Origin of the sequence: Paenalicyclobacillus cellulosilyticus (assembly GCF_014647315.1) — a bacterium.
Lineage (GTDB): Bacteria > Bacillota > Bacilli > Alicyclobacillales > Alicyclobacillaceae > Alicyclobacillus_J > Alicyclobacillus_J cellulosilyticus.
This window is the reverse complement of record NZ_BMOY01000012.1, coordinates 24,706-40,009: the sequence shown is the minus strand read 5'-3', so window position 1 is coordinate 40,009 and position 15,304 is coordinate 24,706. Positions and strand designations below refer to the sequence as shown.

The window sequence follows — 15,304 nt, the reverse complement described above, 5'->3', positions numbered from 1 at the left end:
ACGACATGTTGAATATAAATGCTAGATCGTGTTATAAATAATTCATGAGCCGGATGTGCATCTTCAGGATGCGCACTCTGAGGGGGCATGGCCCATGTTGGTTCGCAAAGCGTGCATCCGGGACGTCGAGGAGATGCACCAGCTCATTCAGATGTACGCCGAACAGGGGTTGCTGTTGCCCCGCACCGTTCAATCTCTGTGCGAGCACCTGCAGTGCTTCTTCGTCGCCGAACTGGACGGACGCATCGTCGGTACCGCGGGACTGCATATCCTGTGGAAGGACCTCGCCGAGATCCGGTCGCTGGCGGTCCACCCCGACGTGCAGGGGCAAGGCATCGGCCGGCAACTGGTGGAGCGCCTGATTGAAGAGGCCGCCGCGCTCGGCGTCCCGCAGGTACTCTCGCTGACCTACCAGACCGCGTTCTTCGCAAAGCTAGGATTTCAAGTTGTGCAAAAGGAAACACTCCCGCATAAGATATGGAAAGATTGCATCCACTGCCGGAAATTCGCCCACTGTGACGAAGTGGCTATGATATATTATACCACAGCCCCCGTTCCGGTTCACGCCTGACATCTTCCTTATTCTATCGCCCTTTGTGCGGGTCCGTCCGTCCCGTGGACCCGGCCCCTTGCGTTGACGCGCGTGGATATCTTCCCACACAAGCACAGGATGAAACAAGAGGGCTGGCGGTGCCAGCCCCGCGCATCACAACAACCCAGCCCGCTGCAGGCGCGCCACCATTTCGTCGACATGCGCCTCCTCCAAGATGAGCGGCGGCACCATCCGGACCCGGTGTTCTCCAATCGCCGTCAGCAACACGCCCGCCTCCGCGGCACGCGCGACAAACGCACGCGCGTCCGGGACGCTGAATCCCCACATCAGCCCGGCCCCGGTCAACTCGGCCACCAGCGGGCGCAACCTGGATGCCAGATACGCCCCGACCTGCCGCACGTGCGCCAAAAACGCGGGCTGGCGGACGATGTCGACGACGACGTTGCCGGCCGCCATCGCCAACGGATTGCCGCCGAACGTGCTGCCATGGCTGCCGGGTGTCAAAGCTTGCGCGATCTCGGCACGCGCCAACACCGCACCCGCCGGGACACCGCCCGCCAGGCCTTTGGCCAAAGCCACAATGTCGGGCTTGAGCCCGACCTGTTCGAACGCAAAGAACGTTCCGGTCCGCCCGACACCGGTCTGCACCTCATCGACGATGAGGAGTGCACCTTGCTCGCGGCAACGGGCGGCGATGTCTCGCAGCAAGTCCTGTGGCACGGGCCGGACGCCGCCCTCGCCCTGGATCACTTCCACGACGCACGCCGCCGTGCGCTCGTCGATGGCATCCACCACCGCCGACAGGGATTCCGGCGTGAAACAATCCGGAATGAGCGGGTGAAATCCTTCTTGATAGGCGGGTTTCGGCGTGATGGACAACGCCCCGAGCGTCCGCCCGTGGAAGCCGCCCGGCAACGAGACGATGCGGGTGCGCTTTGTCTCCCCGCGCGACCAGGCGTACCGTCGCGCCAACTTGATGGCCGCTTCGTTCGCCTCGGCACCCGAATTGCAGAAAAACGCTTTGTCCAACCCGCTCAACGCGGTCAGTTTGCGCGCCAGCTCCACCTGCTGCGGAATGAGGTACAGGTTGGAACAATGGATGAGGGTATGCGCTTGTTCAGCCACCGCGCGGGCCAGTTCCGGGTGGCTGTGCCCGAGGGCACACACCGCGATCCCGGCCGTAAAATCAAGGTACTGCTTCCCCTCGGCGTCGAACAGGTAGACCCCTTCGCCCCGCACCATCGTCCGCGATCGCGCCCCGTAATTGTCCATCAACGGCCAATCGGCCGACCCTTGGGCCCCTGCCAACGCAGAGACCTGATCCACCGGCGTCGTCATCACGCCACCTCCTCTTTGGTCACGCGCGTGCCAGGAAAGGCGCCCGGCCGCGGCTCCGCCTCGCCCGCATCGGTGGCGGCCCAGGTGACCGCCGCCTCATCGCGTCCATCCACGACGTACACCTGTTTCACCCCCGCGTCGATGGCGGCAAGCACCGCTTCCACCTTCGGGATCATCCCGGCGGTGAAACACCCCGCGGACCGCAACGCCCGCAGCCGTTCCGCCCGCACGTCCGTCAACAGGCGTTTGGCGGCGAAGTCCTCATAGATCCCCGGTACATCGGTCAGAAAGACCACCCGCCGCGCGCCGAGACGGCCCGCCACCGCGGCGGCGGCGAGATCGGCGTTCACGTTGTAGCGCCGCCCATGTTCGTCCACGCCCACCGGTGCCAGGACAGGCACGTGTCCAGCCGACCACGCCGCACGGACAGGTTGCACCTCGACCCTTGCCACCTCGCCGGTGCGCTGCATCCCCGGCAGGCCGCGCGCCCACAGGATGCCGTCCGCACCCGACAAGCCGCAGGCCGGAAGGCCGGCTGCGCACAGCTGTGCCACGAGTTCGCCGTTGACCTCGCGGGCGAGCACGCGCTCGACGACCGTCACCGCTTCCGGCGTCGTCAGGCGCAATCCATCGACGAACGGCAGCTCGATGCCTGCCTCTGCGAGCGCGGCCGTAATCCGCGGCCCGCCGCCGTGGACGACGGCGACGTCGTCTCCTGCCCTGCGCGCTGCGTGCACAGCCCGGACCACGGCCTGCAACGCGTCATCCCGCAACGCGCCGCCAATCTTCAAGACGGTCACGGCCATCAGGGACCCTCCCTTGCCTCACGGATACACCGGCCAAGCATGGAGCGCGGTCGTCTCGGGAAAGCCGTGCATCAGATTGAAGTTCTGCAACGCCTGACCCGCGGCCCCTTTCTGCAGGTTGTCGATGACCGACATCACAATGAGCACCTGGCTGCGACCGTCTGCCGCCAATCCGAGGTGACAACGGTTCGAGGCCCGCACGTGCTTCATCTCCGGAACCTGACCCGGCGGATGCACGTGCATGAACGGTTCTCCTGCGTACACCGAACGGTAGTGTTCAAACGCCTCGGCGAGAGGCACCGGACGCGCCAGCGGGATGTAGCAGGTGGCGTAGATGCCGCGCACCGCCGGGATGAGGTGGGTCGTCAGCAGGACGCGCTGGCCGCCCCCGGTTCGCGCCAGTTGCTGCTCAATCTCCGGCGTATGCTGGTGGCGGCCCACCCGGTAGGCATAAAAGTTGTCGGCCAGCTCCCCGAATTGATACGGGAGTTTGGGATGCCGGCCGGCACCCGATACACCGGACTTCGCGTCCACCACCACCGGTTGGCCGTCAGCCATCCAACCTGCCACCACCGCGGGCAACAGCGCCAACAGGACCGCCGTGGCGTAACAGCCTGGATTCGCGACGAGTTGAGCGGAGCGGACAAGAGGCCGGTTCCATTCCGTCAGTCCGTACACCGCGGCCGCCAACGCCTCCGCATCCACCGCCGGCTTTTGGTACCATGCTTCGTACTGATCCGGAGGCAGGCGCAGGTCCCCGGACAAGTCGATGACGCGCTTACCCATCCGCCATAGCTGGACCGCAATCCCGCCCGACACCCCGGACGGGAGCGCCACAAACACCGCGTCGCAACGGCGCGCGCACAACTCCGCATCGAACGCTTCGATGCGGAGTTCATCCCAACCGTGCAGAAAGGGAAACGTCTCTGGGAGCGGGTTGGACTCGTCGTGGTTGCCTGCGACGTACGTCAGTTCCACGCCAGGATGATGGGCCAACAGCCGCAACAACTCCATGCCCGCGTAGCCGCTCGCCCCGACGACGCCCACCCTGACTTTGGTATCAGCCATATCGTATAAACATCCCCGAATGTGAATTTTAATGCAATCTATGTGCTCCATTATAACGACCGGCGACAGCTTTGAGAATCCCTCGCTGTATATTCTCCGCGCGTGTCCGTGCCCGAAGGGCGATGTCCCATCATCATATGAGGTATCTTCAGCCTGGGCCAAGGCCGCATGGCGGCCGTCCGGGTGAACAAAGGAGGTCAGGTGGAATGCATGGTGTATTTGGGGGCTACACAAGGTGGGCGGTGGTGTTCCTCATCATTTTCGTGCTCTTCTTCCTGTTCGTGCCGGCTTACGGACCAGCCGGAGCGGCGGACGGTGCCGTCGTCGCCGCGTACGGCTATCCGGGGGCATTCATCTCCGGTGCCGAGAGCAACCCGTAACCCAAGGCTGGCCGCGGCACGAAACGCGGCATGAAAAGTACACCGGAAAGGAGCGTATGAATGATGTATGCAGGCCAATTTGGACCCTATACGCGCTGGGCTGTCGTCTTTCTCATCATCTTCGTGTTGTTCTTCCTGCTCTGCCCCGGCCATGCGGTGTTCACCGCCGCCCCGTCGGGACCGGCGATGGCTGCCTACACCCATCCGGCACCGCACTACGGTGTGATGCACTACCCTGGGACTCCGCCCATGGGCGGCGGGATGATGATGCACGGATACGAAAGCCCGAGCAGCCCGTAAGGCCGCACAGCCGCGCGGTGGCAAGCGGGTCGCCTGCGTTGCGCATACTGGGGCGCCTGCGTTGCGCATATTATCCGTAGATGCAACGCTGATGGCAGTTCCAGGAGGGTTCCCCATGCGCAGTGCAGTCGCCCGCTTTGCCGCCGCCGCTGCCTTCGTCACGTTCGCCGCTGCCGCCGCGCTTGCCGCAATCGCCCCCGCTTCGGCATACGCCCAGCCGGTGGAACGGCGGATCGAGATTGCCATCACCGACCAAGGGTTTCGCCCGTCACGCGTGACGGCCGTGGTCAACGAACCGGTGTTCATCCGCGTCGTGAATCAAGGGACACGCGTGCACCAACTGTCGATCCCGCACTATTACATTTTCACCCGCAATCTCGGTCCGGGTGAAGTCTCCACTATCCGCTTCACGCCGGATGAAGCGGGCACGTTTGACATGATCTCCGATCCAAGCGGCACGGAGACGCCGGAGTTCACCGGATGGTTCGTGGTGACGGATATGAAATGATGCGGCATCCCAAGCATACCCGTATGTTGCCTCGCGACGTGCGCGCCCATCCGCGCCTTGATGTCATTTCACATGTCCCGTCAAGCCATGGCCGTACCCCCAGGCCTTGAATTCCCCGCTGCAGTACAACAGGCCGAGCATGTAGAGCATCCCGTCATAATACCGGTACTGGCCCGTCGGGATGGGTGCGTTCCACAGCGCTTGGACGAACTTCAGCCGGTTCGGAAGCGTTGCCGCCAGGGCGGACGCCGCGTTCATCGCCACCAAACCTGTCGAATGATACTGGCCGAGCGGTTTGCCGTCGACGGTATACAAGCTCACGTACGTATCGATACCTTGGCGCAAAAAGAACGACTCCAAGGTATTGGCGTATGTCCGCTGCCAAGGATCCGCCGCGAACCATGTGTAATCGACGGCGGCGTTGGCGATGGTCCGCCACGCGTCGTATTCAAAGTTCGTGTGGTCCTCCGGTCCGGTGGGGATGCCGTCGAACGTCGCGTAATCGGGTGTCAAACCTGTCTTCGGATTGACCGCCTTGTGGAAAAACGCCTCGCTCGCCCGTGCGGCTTGATTCCAGAACGCCGCATCCTGTTTGTCGGCGAGCGCCCAGATACGGTAGAACGCAGGCAGGTTATACGACGGGTCCGTGAACGTCGCCGCGTTGCCGGAAGGTGCAAATACCGGCAGGTGCGCCGTGGCGTCGAACATGTTGATGCCCCCGTTGTCCGTCTGGTGAAGCATCGCGTGCAGGATCTGCTGCGCCTGCGCCGTGTAGTTGTATATCCCGGTGCCGTTGCCCCAGCGTCCGGCGGCAAACAAAAGCGCTGTGGCGATCCATGAATCGCCGTCCGGTGCGGGACCGGGATCGAGGACGTTGCCCTGATTGTCGGTATGCCACGCGAAGTATCCTTTCTCCGGCCCGTCCTTGTTCTGCATGTACGTCTTCGCAAACTTCCACAGCGCGTCAAATTCCTTTTTGTGGTTCAATTGAACCGCAATCATCATCCCGTAGCCGATGCCCTCGGTGCGCACGTCCTGGTTGCCGGTGTCATAGATGTACGCAGTCCCGTTCTTGAACGGGTAGTACACGGTCTCGTTGTTTGGATCGCCGTGAAACAACTGCTGCCACGCGGCATTGATTTTGGCCTGAATTTGTTGAGGCGATTTGCCAATTTGGGCAAACAAATTCGGGTATTGTCCGGTCGCAAACGCCCCCTTGGCCGGCGCAGCGTCATGTTTCACGGTTTGCTTCAGCGTGTGTGCGGACACCCACGGCGTGCATCCTGCCGCCACACCCGCCCACAATGCCGCGGTTGCAGTCCACCAGCGCAACCGCCGCCGGGAAAGCCGCATCCCGCCTGTGCCCTGTGACACCTCGCGGTTCATGAGCATCCTCCTATGCATACTAGTATGTTCGTTCGGATACTAAGAATTTTATCACAAGCGGACTGCCGGATGAATGCGCTTGCAAGACACCCGCAAGGCATGGGGGAAGCGTCGCTCGCCCGCCTGAAGCAGGGAATCACAGACAGGCGTCGAACGAGATGGGGGTCGTGTGCAACCGAGATGACGGGCATGCGCAGTGCACCAGCCAGCGGGAGGGATGGATCTTGGCGGTTGCGCGTTTGACAGGTATCAGGTGGCGCCGGGAACAGCGTGAGGTGCTGCGCGGAATCGACTGGGTCATCGAGCGCGGACAACACTGGGCGCTCATCGGAGCCAACGGATCGGGCAAGACGAGCCTGCTCAACATCCTCAACGGATACGTCTGGCCGACGCAAGGCAAGGTGGAAGTCCTCGGCTGCCAGTTCGGTCGCTGTGATCTGCGCCAGGTCCGCCGCCGTATCGGTTGGGTGAACGCGGCGTTCGGGGAACAGTTCGAGCAACGCTATCCAGATGAACCGGCAGTGCGTGTCGTCGAAAGCGGCCGCTTCGCGTCCATCAGCCTCTATGAGCAGCCAAGCGCGGAAGACGAGGCGCGAGCGCGGGCGCTGCTTAAGGCGTTTCAATGTGAACACCTGGCGGACGCCCCGCTCGCCACCCTGTCGCAAGGAGAGCGACAGCGGGTCTTGTTGGCACGCGCCTGGATGGCGGAACCCGAACTGCTCATTCTGGATGAGCCGTGCAACGGGCTCGACCTCTTGGCGCGCGAGACCCTGCTCGGTGCCATCCAAACCCTGGCCAGCCAGCCGGACGGTCCGACCATCATCTATGTAACCCATCATGTAGAGGAGATTGTGCCTGCCATCACCCATGCCCTGGTGTTGAAAGACGGCAGCGTCCTGGCACAAGGCCCCATCCGTGACACCATCACCGAAGCGGTGTTGAGCCACGCCTTCTCCGTGCCCATCCGCCTCGATCACGCCGATGGACGGTATTGGGTGCGCCTGCGCACCGAACGAGGTCTCATCCCCGTGTGGCGCACCGGCAGCAGAGGACATTCGACATAAGAACATGGCCTGCCGTGCGCGCACGTCGCGACACGACAGGCCATGTTTCCCTGGTGCGCCTAGAGGGAATCGAACCCCCGCACCCGGTTCCGGAGACCCAAAAGGAATCTGGCTTGAACCATGCGGGTGATATGCCGAATTGGCGCGGAGTTTTCCCCCGCAGAGTGGTTCCCTCAAGTGGTAAGACCGGTGCACCTGATTCAGCGACAGCGGAACCCTGTCTCGCGAAAGGGGAGCCGCTGTTGTATGACGACACAGACCAACTGGCAAGCCACGTTTGAGGAATTTCTGCTCATCAAGCAGGCAGCCGGGCGTTCGCCGCGCACATTGGACGACTATCGGAGACATGTCCCTGTGTTTTTTCAAGAACACCCCGACGCTTGGCCCGACGTTCATACCCTGAAGCGGGCTGTGGCTGCCCATTTTGCCAGTCTCCGCGACAAGTCCGCGACGTACTTCAACCTGCGCCGTGAATACCTGAAGGCCTTCTTCGCATGGTGCGTCGAGGAAGGGTACTTGCCGTCGAATCCTTTGAATGGCATCCCCAAGCGCCGGAACGAAGGCAACTGCCGCAATGTGGACGCCGACACGCTCAAGCGGCTGCTTGAACTCCCTGACCAACGCACATACGCGGGCTTGCGGGACTATGCCTTGATGCTCCTGCAATTGGATACTGGCATCCGACCAGGCGAGGCATTCCAACTGCTCCCTGAACACTTCCGCCTGTCCGCGCTGGAAGTGACCATACCCGCAACGACAGCCAAAACCCGTACAGCCCGCACTGTGGTCATGTCGCCGCAAACCGCGAAAGCCATTCGCAAACTACTTGCCGCTCGCCCGGCGGATTGGGGCGATGATGTGCCTGTGTTCGCAAGTGCCAGCGGGCGGCAGTTAGACAGGAACGCATGGGCGCGTCGTATTGCCGATTACGCACGTAAACTGGGCGTTCGGATTACACCCTACATGCTCCGCCACACCAGCGCCATCATGTTCCTGCGCGGCGGGGGGCATGTGTTCGCCCTCCAGCGCCAGCTTGGGCACACTTCCCTGACCATGACCAAACGCTATGTCCATCTTGCGGAATCCGACCTGCATGAACAGCACGCCATGGCGTCACCCGTGAATCAACTTCTGCCGCAACGGACGCGGGCACGGAAGGTGGGCCGCTCATGAACATGAACTGGCAGCCTGCAAGCGTCATGGACGTGGACGCGCTGATACGGGCGGACTTTACCAAGGCGGCGCTGACATGCCGCAACGTTGGGCTGATGCGTTGGTCAGTGGACAGCGGCAGCGTGACCATCCGCATGGAGCGGGGGCAGCCTGTGCTGTTTGTGGAACACCGCCGCTATGCCATGGACCGCGTGCTGAAGGCCGCCCAATTCGCGGAGAAACCCTATTGCGTGGCTGTGCGCGTGGAAGGGCCGCATGGCAGCGTGGAACTGTGGCGCCATGCACCGCACAAAAAGGACTTGCAGCCATTGGCGCGGGTCATGCGGCTGTTGTGACTGCTATTGCGCTTCGCATATCATGATACTAAGCGGTGATACTTATGAATGCGGCCCATTGGGGCGTGTTAGCGGCCATCTTCGAAGACCCTGTTCGTTCGGATGTGCGATGGAGTGACGTTGAATCCCTGTTGCTCGCTTGTGGCGCAGAAGTCACAGAGGGACGCGGGTCACGTGTACGTGTTGTGTTAAACGGGGTTCGCGCTGTCTTTCATCGGCCTCACCCAACGGATGTCACAGACAAAGGTGCGCTTAAGTCTGTGCGTCGTTTTCTCATCGAAGCGGGGTGACACCGGATGATGACGTATAAGGGGTACATGGCACAGGTGGAATACGACGACGAAGCCAAGGTATTTCACGGTGAAGTCATTTACACCCGCGATGTTATCACGTTTCAAGGCCGCTCTGTCGATGAGCTTGAGCAAGCCTTCCGTGATTCTGTTGACGATTATCTCGATTTATGCCGTGAACGTGGTGAAGAACCTGATAAACCGTATTCCGGACAATTCGTCGTTCGCGTGCGCCCGGAAGTCCATCGCGAAATTGCACTTGCGGCAAAGCGAACTGGCAAGTCGATGAACGCATGGGTTGCAGAATTGTTGGAGCAAGAGGCCAAGAGAGTGCTCCACCTTTGATGCACTCTCCAAACACGGTGTTCACCCACATAGACACCACGTTTCTTTGGAATCAACATCGTGGCGGGGGTGTCCAGCCATACGGACGCCCCCGCGCCTGCGGGACTTTCCGGGAAACTCCCGGAATTTCCGGGAAGGGGTGGGCCACTTTCTTTTTGCGGCGTTAGGGAATTGCCCTTTGGCAACCCGTCTGTTTCGCTTGGGCGCGTTTCGTCTCGCTTGTTACGCTTGTCCGCTGCATGAAGAAAGCCGTAAGTGGTACGTCAGGCGGGTGTAAGACAAGCGGAACAGGATGTCAGCCCAAGTCGCCCCTTGCTCGCCGGACTCGCCAGCGTGTCCATACCATGACCAGTACGTGCCCGGCGGTCGTGCCCGTTATCATGCCAGCCAGCATCCAAAGTAGCGTCATGCTGTTCATTCCTTCGCGTCCCCTTCCTGCAATTGCTCTATGGATTCTTGCAGCATAACGCGTCATGCCAGCGTTACGTAACGCGTTACGATACGCGGGGGCCTACAGCACCGCTGCTGCCTCCCGTTCCTCTTCCGGCGTGAGCAATCCCATGGCCATGGCCAGCTTTATCATCGCCCGGTTGCAGTGCGCCTGGCATGTACGCTCGCCCATGAACAATTCCGCCGCAATGCGCGCCACGCTCATGTCCTGGAAGTAGCGCCTCTCGATGATGTCCCGTTCGACGGGACTGAGCACCCGCATGGCCCCCCGCACCCATTCCACGTGCTGCCGCCGTTCGCATTCGGTGTCCACGTTCTTCCGGGCGGTGTCCTCGGTCGTCGAATACTCCCAGTTGGTCTGTTGGCTCTTGGCCAGGGAATAGGATGGCGTGATGCGCGGCTCATAGCCGGGATGAAATCCAAGCTGTTCATACAGCCTGCACAACCTCAACGCCCCAATCACCTCCCGGCGTGTCTCCTTCGCCAGTCTCATGCGAGCACCCCCGCTTGCATGGGGTTGTTTCTTTCATGGGGTTTGTTTTTGCGATGCGGGACCACTGCCGCTACGCCCGCATTGCGGCGTCCCTCAGACGTCCACTGGATGTCCATCGGATGTCCGCAGGATGTCCGTTGGATAGTCGGCGGGCGTGTCGTTGCACGCTCATCGTTACCAATCACAGAAACCAACTCAATTCTTGTTGTACGGTCTACGGTGTCACGGATGAATACGCCTTTGTCAGCCTTGGCAATGTTCGCGTTCGCCACGACACCCCCGCGAACCCCCGTGGGGAAGCGCGGGGGACGCGGGGAACCACCATGCGGTACGGGCACTGCCGCCCGTATAGCAAGCCTCAGCTGAGTTGCAACATGAGTTCCTTGAACAGTTCGTCGTTCTTCCGCTCGGCTTCGATTTCTTCCGGGTCGGTGTGGCCAGTGGGACGCAGGTCTGTGCCATACAGCCCGACAGCGCGCAGAATATGCACCGCCGCCGCTTGGCGCAGCTTGGCGTCCGCGTTTTGATGCAAGTCCTCTTCCAGTACGTCCACCGCCTTGGCCACAAGCTGCCGCAGACGTTCCACCTGCGCGCCCCACAACTCTTGCCGCCGGGCGTTGAGTGCTGCGATGAAGTCAGGGTTGCGATTGCGCCATTCCCACACGGTCTGCCGTGTCACGCCCACGGCCTCCGCCACTTCGCGGTCACTCTTGCCCATCAGCAGCAGGTCTATGGCGTTCTCCTGTTCAATGCTCAATTGCCGGGTTTTGACGGCTTTCGTCATCTCCACCACCTCCGTCATTATGCTCGCCCTCTGAGGCCTCTAGCAGCCATTCTAAGGGTTTGTTATGCGGCGGGGGTCCCTTCCATAGCCCGACGCCCCTTCCGCGCCTCTATGGGGCTTCTAGGGGCATTTCAGGCTGGATGCAGTTTATCAATCGCCGGAATGTCTCCAACTCCATCACCACCAACGCCTTTCGGACGGGTTCTCTGGGGTTGGCTTGCACCAGGATGTCGCTGCCGTCGTGCTGCAGCCACCGCCGTTGAGTGGTCAGGGCCTTCGTTCGCTTCGTCTGAATCTGATACGTCTGGCCACCAATGGTCAGCGTCACGTCCCCGCTCCATTTGCCACCCAGCGCGCCGCTGAGGGGAACCAATTCGCCGCCAAGGTATTTCGCCACGGCGCGTTCGAAGTCTCGCCCACGGCGGCGGGCGCGGCGGCCTTGGGCGGACTTGGTGGCTTCCACCTGTTCGTTGGTCATGCTCCCACCCCCTTCGGCCAAGGCGGAAGATAGCACACGCGAAGCGCCTTACCCTGACCATCCAGCAACTCCACCTTCGCCGTATGTCCAGGAGTCGGGCGCATGGAGCGGACGGATTCTGCCAGGGCTTCTAACGCCTCTGCCAGGCTTGTGAGAGAAGCCACAGGAGAACCGTCTACCGCAACGACATAGGCGGGGGCGTTGTTCGGCTCCTGTCGTTCCAAGGTTCGCTCCTTTGGCTCTTCTATTGGCAGGGGCGCGGGGGCAGTGCTCCCTCTCCGCCTGGGCTTACCCTGGGGTTGTTGCGGGAGTTCGACGTCATAGATGGTCATGGCCGGTTTTTTTCGCTTTGGCTTGTCCACCTTGACCACTGCCTTCCAGCGGAATTTCCAGTTCTCAAGTCAGTTGCTGAGTTCTATTTCATATACTCACTCTGCGCTCTGCAGTTTGCTCGAAATCCCTTATGCCACAAGGCTTTTCGGGTTATTTTTGTACTCTGCAAACGACTCTGCAGGACTCTGCAGTTTGCTGCGAAGTGCAGAGTAGTGCAGAGTACGATGCAGAGTAGAAAAAAGCTCGAAAACCAGCATCACGACTGAGAAAATCGACCATATGCAGAGTGCAGAGTGGTACAATGAATTACGAATCAGAATCACGTCCCTCAGTTTCCAGTTCCGTTACCAGTTTCACCACATAAGTTCGGCCAGCTTTCTGCATGTAGGCATGTCCGCGCTCAGTCAGCAGGTCTGCCAAGTTGCAGGCGTCGGAAGCCGTCTTCGTTCCGGCCACCTTGTAGGTCAGAAAGTCCCTTAACGTGGCCTCGCCCCCGCGTTTTTGCAACCATGCGACCGCCAAACGCACCTTTCGGTCTTCGGGAGTTTCCCTTAGTTCCGCATACACACGCCTGGTGTGAGACTTCAGGTAAGAAAGGAGCCTGGTCGTCCGCACCATGGTTTCAGCGTCCACGTCCGCGTCATCGGGAATTTCCCTGCACACAACCCGCAGCATATGAAGCACCAACGCCAGGCGGAGTGAATAGCTCTCCAGCTTGGCCCATGGACCGCGCAAGTGGTCCGGGAAGTCCACCGCGTTCTGTTCCTCGTAGTGGGCATCAATCCAGTCATGCCAGGCTTCTAGCCCGTCTGCAGTGAATCCAAGCGGGTATGGTCCGTCTTCGGCAGGTTCCAGCGCCATGAGGGAGCGGCACGCTTTGTCCCACGCCCATTTAGCCGCCTCTGAAACCACCGCTTCAGTCCGTTTCTTCGGAACAGGGTCAGGGCTCACAATGAGGAAACGATGAATGAACCCGTCCGACTCGGACATTTCATTCCGCAGTTGGCCTAGGATTTCGGGCTGAATGCCCCCGGTGAAGCCAACGAACGGCCTGGGGATGTATGTGGGCTGCCGTCCCCTCCGGTTGACCATGATGGGGGCTCCGTTCCACAGACTCAGCGCATGCTGCTTGTCCGAACCGCGCCCGCCCTTGTACTGGTTGAGGCTCAGCACCCAACCTGCGGCCTCTTCCTGATAGATGAGCAATCCGCGCTCAGTCCGTGCCAAGACCTCCGCCAAGGCTTCGATGGTGGTGTCCGTGGTATAAACCTGCTCCATTACGGGCGGAACCGGTTTGGGCTTGCTTTTGTCCTCAGCCCAGCGTTTGACGTCCTCTTCGTAAGCTGCCTGTGCAGCCTCGAAACGGTCTGCCAGTTCCCGCTGAATCACATGAAGTGGCTCAAGGACCAACTCGAGGGCGGGGGTCTTCCCGGAACCAGGGTCGCCTACGATGAGGGTCCAGATACGCGCGTATTCTTCCCAGTCCGCTTTGGCGCGGATGATAGTGCTGTTGCCGATGAGAACCCCCGCCACGGATAGCATAGGCATGGCGAGGAAATCCACAGGGCAGCATAGTGACGCGGCCCCTTCCGCAGCGAATCGCGCCAGTGGCTCCGGGAACACTTCCACCGGGAACGGCTCTACCGCCTCTGTTTTGAACGGGACAGTCAACTTCTCGGGAAGGTCCGACAATGAACGACGCATCATCCGTGCTCTCCGAATGGCCTCAAGTTCGGTGATGCCTGTCATGTTCATGCGCTCGCCTCCTTTCGTGCTTCACGACGGGCGATGCTGTTTATGGTCCGCTGAAGTTCTTGCCAGGGCAGCGGGGGGCGGTTTGTCAAGTTCCAAGCCTCCATCAATGCGACTGCTACCCTCGGATGGGGCAGGTATTTGAGCAGATACCCGGCTAAACGGGCCGCCGCTTGGTTCCGCTCTCCCTCGTCCACACCCAGCGCTATCCGCTCCAGGTCTGTCATGGTATCGTGCTGCGGGGTGTGGAGAGCGGATACGGGAGCCGACAGCAGCGCATGAAGCCACTCGGGCATGGGCGGGGGGTTAAGGTCCAGGATGGACCGCCCCCGTATCCATGCGTACACATGGCCGGACGGATGAACGCTCGGGGGGACGACAACATAGCCGCCGTCCGCGCGAATGTCCGCGCCAGGGAGGACGCGGACGGTGTTGGCAACGTTGTAGCCAGGATGGGCGAAGTACAGGTGATACCCCTTGCCTGTAAAAACCACCGGGGCGCGGGGGAGCCCCCGCCGCTTGGCTTCATGAACCGCTTCGGGACTGTCCAGGTCCAAAACGACGACACCACTGACAGCGCCCGTCACGATGGCCCAATTGCATTCGGGCCACTGGCGCGCCCAACGCTCCACCTGCTCGGGTGTTGGCGCGTGCGTTTGAAATGGCCGCCATTGCAGAAGCGGGCGTTTCCCGCGTGGCTCCACAGGAATCACGGACAGCCCCCGCTGCGCGTATTGGACGGCGGGGAGGAATGTGGTATCATGCTTCACGAAGCGGCCTCCTTTCGAGCCCAGGCTAGGGTCGACTTTGTCATAGCAGCGACAGTTGGGCAGACCTTTCGCACTGCCAGTGCTCGAGTGGCAAAGCCACCTGTGGGCCGTGTCCGAAGTTGACTCGCTTGCCCTTCGTCCGAAAGGTCTCTAACGTAGTCCAGTAAACGTTTCCAGTATCCATTTCATGCACCCGGACTTCTCGGACACCACGTGCATGTAAGTCCTCGAGGATTGGGGCTTGAATGGCGTAGCCGCCGACGGCCCTGAGTAGATGACGCGCCCGGACAACGTTCTTCACAAACGTTTGCCCCGCAACACGTCCTACCGTCTTGCCCTGCCAGCGGACAGGGCGTGCGTTGCGCTTTTTCATTGCGTCAACTCCTTCTTTCACCCCGGCCAGCGCCGGGGTCGTTTTTATTCGGCTTTCGGAAGTTCAGGCACCGCCGCCAACAGGGGCCACCCGTCTTGGTCAAACAGCGCTGCTTCGGGGACTCCGTAGATTGTTGCCATTGCCTGACGAATCTTTGGATAGGGGTACCTGCGCCGCCTTTCCACGTGCGAGACGATGGACGGGGAAATACCGAGCTCCTTTGCCACCTGCGTTTGCGTGAGTCCTTTCATACGCCGGATGAGTTCAATCCGTGTCACTATCCTTCACCTCCACGAGAAGGGCCGCTTCCCGCCTCCATCGTAGA

Annotated in this window: 19 protein-coding genes; 9 read left to right on the top strand and 10 right to left on the bottom strand. The window is 61.1% G+C overall.

The window, feature by feature from the left end; all coding sequences use genetic code 11:
- Window positions 1–94: 94 nt before the first annotated feature.
- Window positions 95–571 (top strand): N-acetyltransferase, encoded by a 477-nt coding sequence (locus tag IEX97_RS05420; protein WP_188881596.1) that lies wholly within the window; start codon window positions 95–97, stop codon window positions 569–571.
- A 135-nt stretch (window positions 572–706) separates the two neighbouring features.
- Here the strand turns inward: IEX97_RS05420 and IEX97_RS05415 are convergent, their stop codons facing one another.
- From IEX97_RS05415 to argC, 3 genes are read right to left on the bottom strand one after another with little or no spacing between them, the layout of a single operon-like run.
- On the bottom strand, window positions 707–1,891 hold the full coding sequence (locus IEX97_RS05415) for an aspartate aminotransferase family protein (protein ID WP_229776438.1): 1,185 nt from the start codon (window positions 1,889–1,891) through the stop codon (window positions 707–709).
- Complete coding sequence (gene argB, locus IEX97_RS05410) at window positions 1,891–2,697, bottom strand: acetylglutamate kinase (protein WP_188881594.1); 807 nt, start codon at window positions 2,695–2,697, stop codon at window positions 1,891–1,893. Before argB ends, IEX97_RS05415 begins: the two co-directional genes overlap by 1 nt.
- 18 nt (window positions 2,698–2,715) lie before the next feature.
- On the bottom strand, window positions 2,716–3,765 hold the full coding sequence (gene argC, locus IEX97_RS05405; RefSeq protein WP_188881593.1) for an N-acetyl-gamma-glutamyl-phosphate reductase: 1,050 nt from the start codon (window positions 3,763–3,765) through the stop codon (window positions 2,716–2,718).
- 206 nt (window positions 3,766–3,971) lie between these two features.
- On the opposite strand from argC, the gene IEX97_RS05400 reads away from it, so the two are divergent.
- The 3 genes from IEX97_RS05400 to IEX97_RS05390 all read left to right on the top strand — a co-directional run bounded on the left by IEX97_RS05400 (window position 3,972) and on the right by IEX97_RS05390 (window position 4,953).
- On the top strand, window positions 3,972–4,145 hold the full coding sequence (locus IEX97_RS05400; protein WP_188881635.1) for a hypothetical protein: 174 nt from the start codon (window positions 3,972–3,974) through the stop codon (window positions 4,143–4,145).
- Between the two features lie 60 nt (window positions 4,146–4,205).
- A complete protein-coding gene (locus IEX97_RS05395; RefSeq protein ID WP_188881634.1) occupies window positions 4,206–4,445 on the top strand; it encodes a hypothetical protein in 240 nt (79 codons plus the stop codon).
- A gap of 115 nt (window positions 4,446–4,560) precedes the next feature.
- Complete coding sequence (locus IEX97_RS05390; protein ID WP_188881592.1) at window positions 4,561–4,953, top strand: cupredoxin domain-containing protein; 393 nt, start codon at window positions 4,561–4,563, stop codon at window positions 4,951–4,953.
- Window positions 4,954–5,016: 63 nt separating this feature from the next.
- On the opposite strand, the gene IEX97_RS05385 is transcribed toward IEX97_RS05390, so the two are convergent.
- Window positions 5,017–6,339, bottom strand: a complete 1,323-nt coding sequence (locus IEX97_RS05385; RefSeq protein WP_188881591.1) for a family 8 glycosyl hydrolase — start codon at window positions 6,337–6,339, stop codon at window positions 5,017–5,019.
- 224 nt (window positions 6,340–6,563) lie between these two features.
- On the opposite strand from IEX97_RS05385, the gene IEX97_RS05380 reads away from it, so the two are divergent.
- From IEX97_RS05380 to IEX97_RS05360, 5 genes are all read left to right on the top strand, one after another.
- Window positions 6,564–7,403 carry an ABC transporter ATP-binding protein gene (locus tag IEX97_RS05380; protein WP_229776435.1) on the top strand — a complete coding sequence of 280 codons (840 nt, stop codon included), beginning with the start codon at window positions 6,564–6,566 and terminating at the stop codon, window positions 7,401–7,403.
- A 354-nt stretch (window positions 7,404–7,757) separates the two neighbouring features.
- Window positions 7,758–8,576: a tyrosine-type recombinase/integrase gene (locus IEX97_RS05375; protein ID WP_229776433.1), complete on the top strand. Its 819-nt coding sequence runs from the start codon at window positions 7,758–7,760 to the stop codon at window positions 8,574–8,576.
- Window positions 8,573–8,911, top strand: a complete 339-nt coding sequence (locus IEX97_RS05370; protein ID WP_188881588.1) for a hypothetical protein — start codon at window positions 8,573–8,575, stop codon at window positions 8,909–8,911. Before IEX97_RS05375 ends, IEX97_RS05370 begins: the two co-directional genes overlap by 4 nt.
- Before the next feature lie 44 nt (window positions 8,912–8,955).
- Complete coding sequence (locus IEX97_RS05365) at window positions 8,956–9,201, top strand: type II toxin-antitoxin system HicA family toxin (RefSeq protein WP_188881587.1); 246 nt, start codon at window positions 8,956–8,958, stop codon at window positions 9,199–9,201.
- Between the two features lie 6 nt (window positions 9,202–9,207).
- The gene (locus IEX97_RS05360; RefSeq protein WP_188881586.1) at window positions 9,208–9,546 is read left to right on the top strand and encodes a type II toxin-antitoxin system HicB family antitoxin; all 339 of its coding nucleotides are present in this window, start codon (window positions 9,208–9,210) and stop codon (window positions 9,544–9,546) included.
- A 511-nt stretch (window positions 9,547–10,057) separates the two neighbouring features.
- Here IEX97_RS05360 and IEX97_RS05355 read toward each other — a convergent pair.
- The 6 genes from IEX97_RS05355 to IEX97_RS05330 all read right to left on the bottom strand — a co-directional run bounded on the left by IEX97_RS05355 (window position 10,058) and on the right by IEX97_RS05330 (window position 15,257).
- The gene (locus IEX97_RS05355; protein ID WP_188881585.1) at window positions 10,058–10,489 is read right to left on the bottom strand and encodes an ArpU family phage packaging/lysis transcriptional regulator; all 432 of its coding nucleotides are present in this window, start codon (window positions 10,487–10,489) and stop codon (window positions 10,058–10,060) included.
- 358 nt (window positions 10,490–10,847) lie between these two features.
- On the bottom strand, window positions 10,848–11,273 hold the full coding sequence (locus IEX97_RS05350; RefSeq protein WP_188881584.1) for a helix-turn-helix domain-containing protein: 426 nt from the start codon (window positions 11,271–11,273) through the stop codon (window positions 10,848–10,850).
- A gap of 109 nt (window positions 11,274–11,382) precedes the next feature.
- The gene (locus IEX97_RS05345) at window positions 11,383–11,751 is read right to left on the bottom strand and encodes a hypothetical protein (protein WP_188881583.1); all 369 of its coding nucleotides are present in this window, start codon (window positions 11,749–11,751) and stop codon (window positions 11,383–11,385) included.
- 639 nt (window positions 11,752–12,390) lie between these two features.
- Window positions 12,391–13,839, bottom strand: coding sequence for a YfjI family protein (locus IEX97_RS05340; RefSeq protein WP_188881582.1), 1,449 nt, complete (start codon window positions 13,837–13,839; stop codon window positions 12,391–12,393).
- Entirely contained in the window at window positions 13,836–14,606 is a 771-nt protein-coding gene (locus tag IEX97_RS05335; RefSeq protein WP_188881581.1) for a bifunctional DNA primase/polymerase, read from the bottom strand. Before IEX97_RS05335 ends, IEX97_RS05340 begins: the two co-directional genes overlap by 4 nt.
- Window positions 14,607–15,023: 417 nt before the next feature.
- On the bottom strand, window positions 15,024–15,257 hold the full coding sequence (locus IEX97_RS05330; RefSeq protein WP_188881580.1) for a helix-turn-helix domain-containing protein: 234 nt from the start codon (window positions 15,255–15,257) through the stop codon (window positions 15,024–15,026).
- Between the last annotated feature and the right edge of the window lie 47 nt (window positions 15,258–15,304).

Coding starts and splice junctions, on each gene's coding strand:
- IEX97_RS05415 (WP_229776438.1), bottom strand. CDS start 1,891: ATGACGACGCCGGTGGATCAGGTCTCTGCGTTGGCAGGGGCCCAAGGG.
- IEX97_RS05340 (WP_188881582.1), bottom strand. CDS start 13,839: ATGAACATGACAGGCATCACCGAACTTGAGGCCATTCGGAGAGCACGG.
- IEX97_RS05360 (WP_188881586.1), top strand. CDS start 9,208: ATGATGACGTATAAGGGGTACATGGCACAGGTGGAATACGACGACGAA.
- IEX97_RS05345 (WP_188881583.1), bottom strand. CDS start 11,751: ATGACCAACGAACAGGTGGAAGCCACCAAGTCCGCCCAAGGCCGCCGC.
- argC (WP_188881593.1), bottom strand. CDS start 3,765: ATGGCTGATACCAAAGTCAGGGTGGGCGTCGTCGGGGCGAGCGGCTAC.
- IEX97_RS05355 (WP_188881585.1), bottom strand. CDS start 10,489: ATGAGACTGGCGAAGGAGACACGCCGGGAGGTGATTGGGGCGTTGAGG.
- argB (WP_188881594.1), bottom strand. CDS start 2,697: ATGGCCGTGACCGTCTTGAAGATTGGCGGCGCGTTGCGGGATGACGCG.
- IEX97_RS05350 (WP_188881584.1), bottom strand. CDS start 11,273: ATGACGAAAGCCGTCAAAACCCGGCAATTGAGCATTGAACAGGAGAAC.
- IEX97_RS05390 (WP_188881592.1), top strand. CDS start 4,561: ATGCGCAGTGCAGTCGCCCGCTTTGCCGCCGCCGCTGCCTTCGTCACG.
- IEX97_RS05400 (WP_188881635.1), top strand. CDS start 3,972: ATGCATGGTGTATTTGGGGGCTACACAAGGTGGGCGGTGGTGTTCCTC.
- IEX97_RS05420 (WP_188881596.1), top strand. CDS start 95: ATGTTGGTTCGCAAAGCGTGCATCCGGGACGTCGAGGAGATGCACCAG.
- IEX97_RS05385 (WP_188881591.1), bottom strand. CDS start 6,339: ATGAACCGCGAGGTGTCACAGGGCACAGGCGGGATGCGGCTTTCCCGG.
- IEX97_RS05365 (WP_188881587.1), top strand. CDS start 8,956: ATGAATGCGGCCCATTGGGGCGTGTTAGCGGCCATCTTCGAAGACCCT.
- IEX97_RS05395 (WP_188881634.1), top strand. CDS start 4,206: ATGATGTATGCAGGCCAATTTGGACCCTATACGCGCTGGGCTGTCGTC.
- IEX97_RS05370 (WP_188881588.1), top strand. CDS start 8,573: ATGAACATGAACTGGCAGCCTGCAAGCGTCATGGACGTGGACGCGCTG.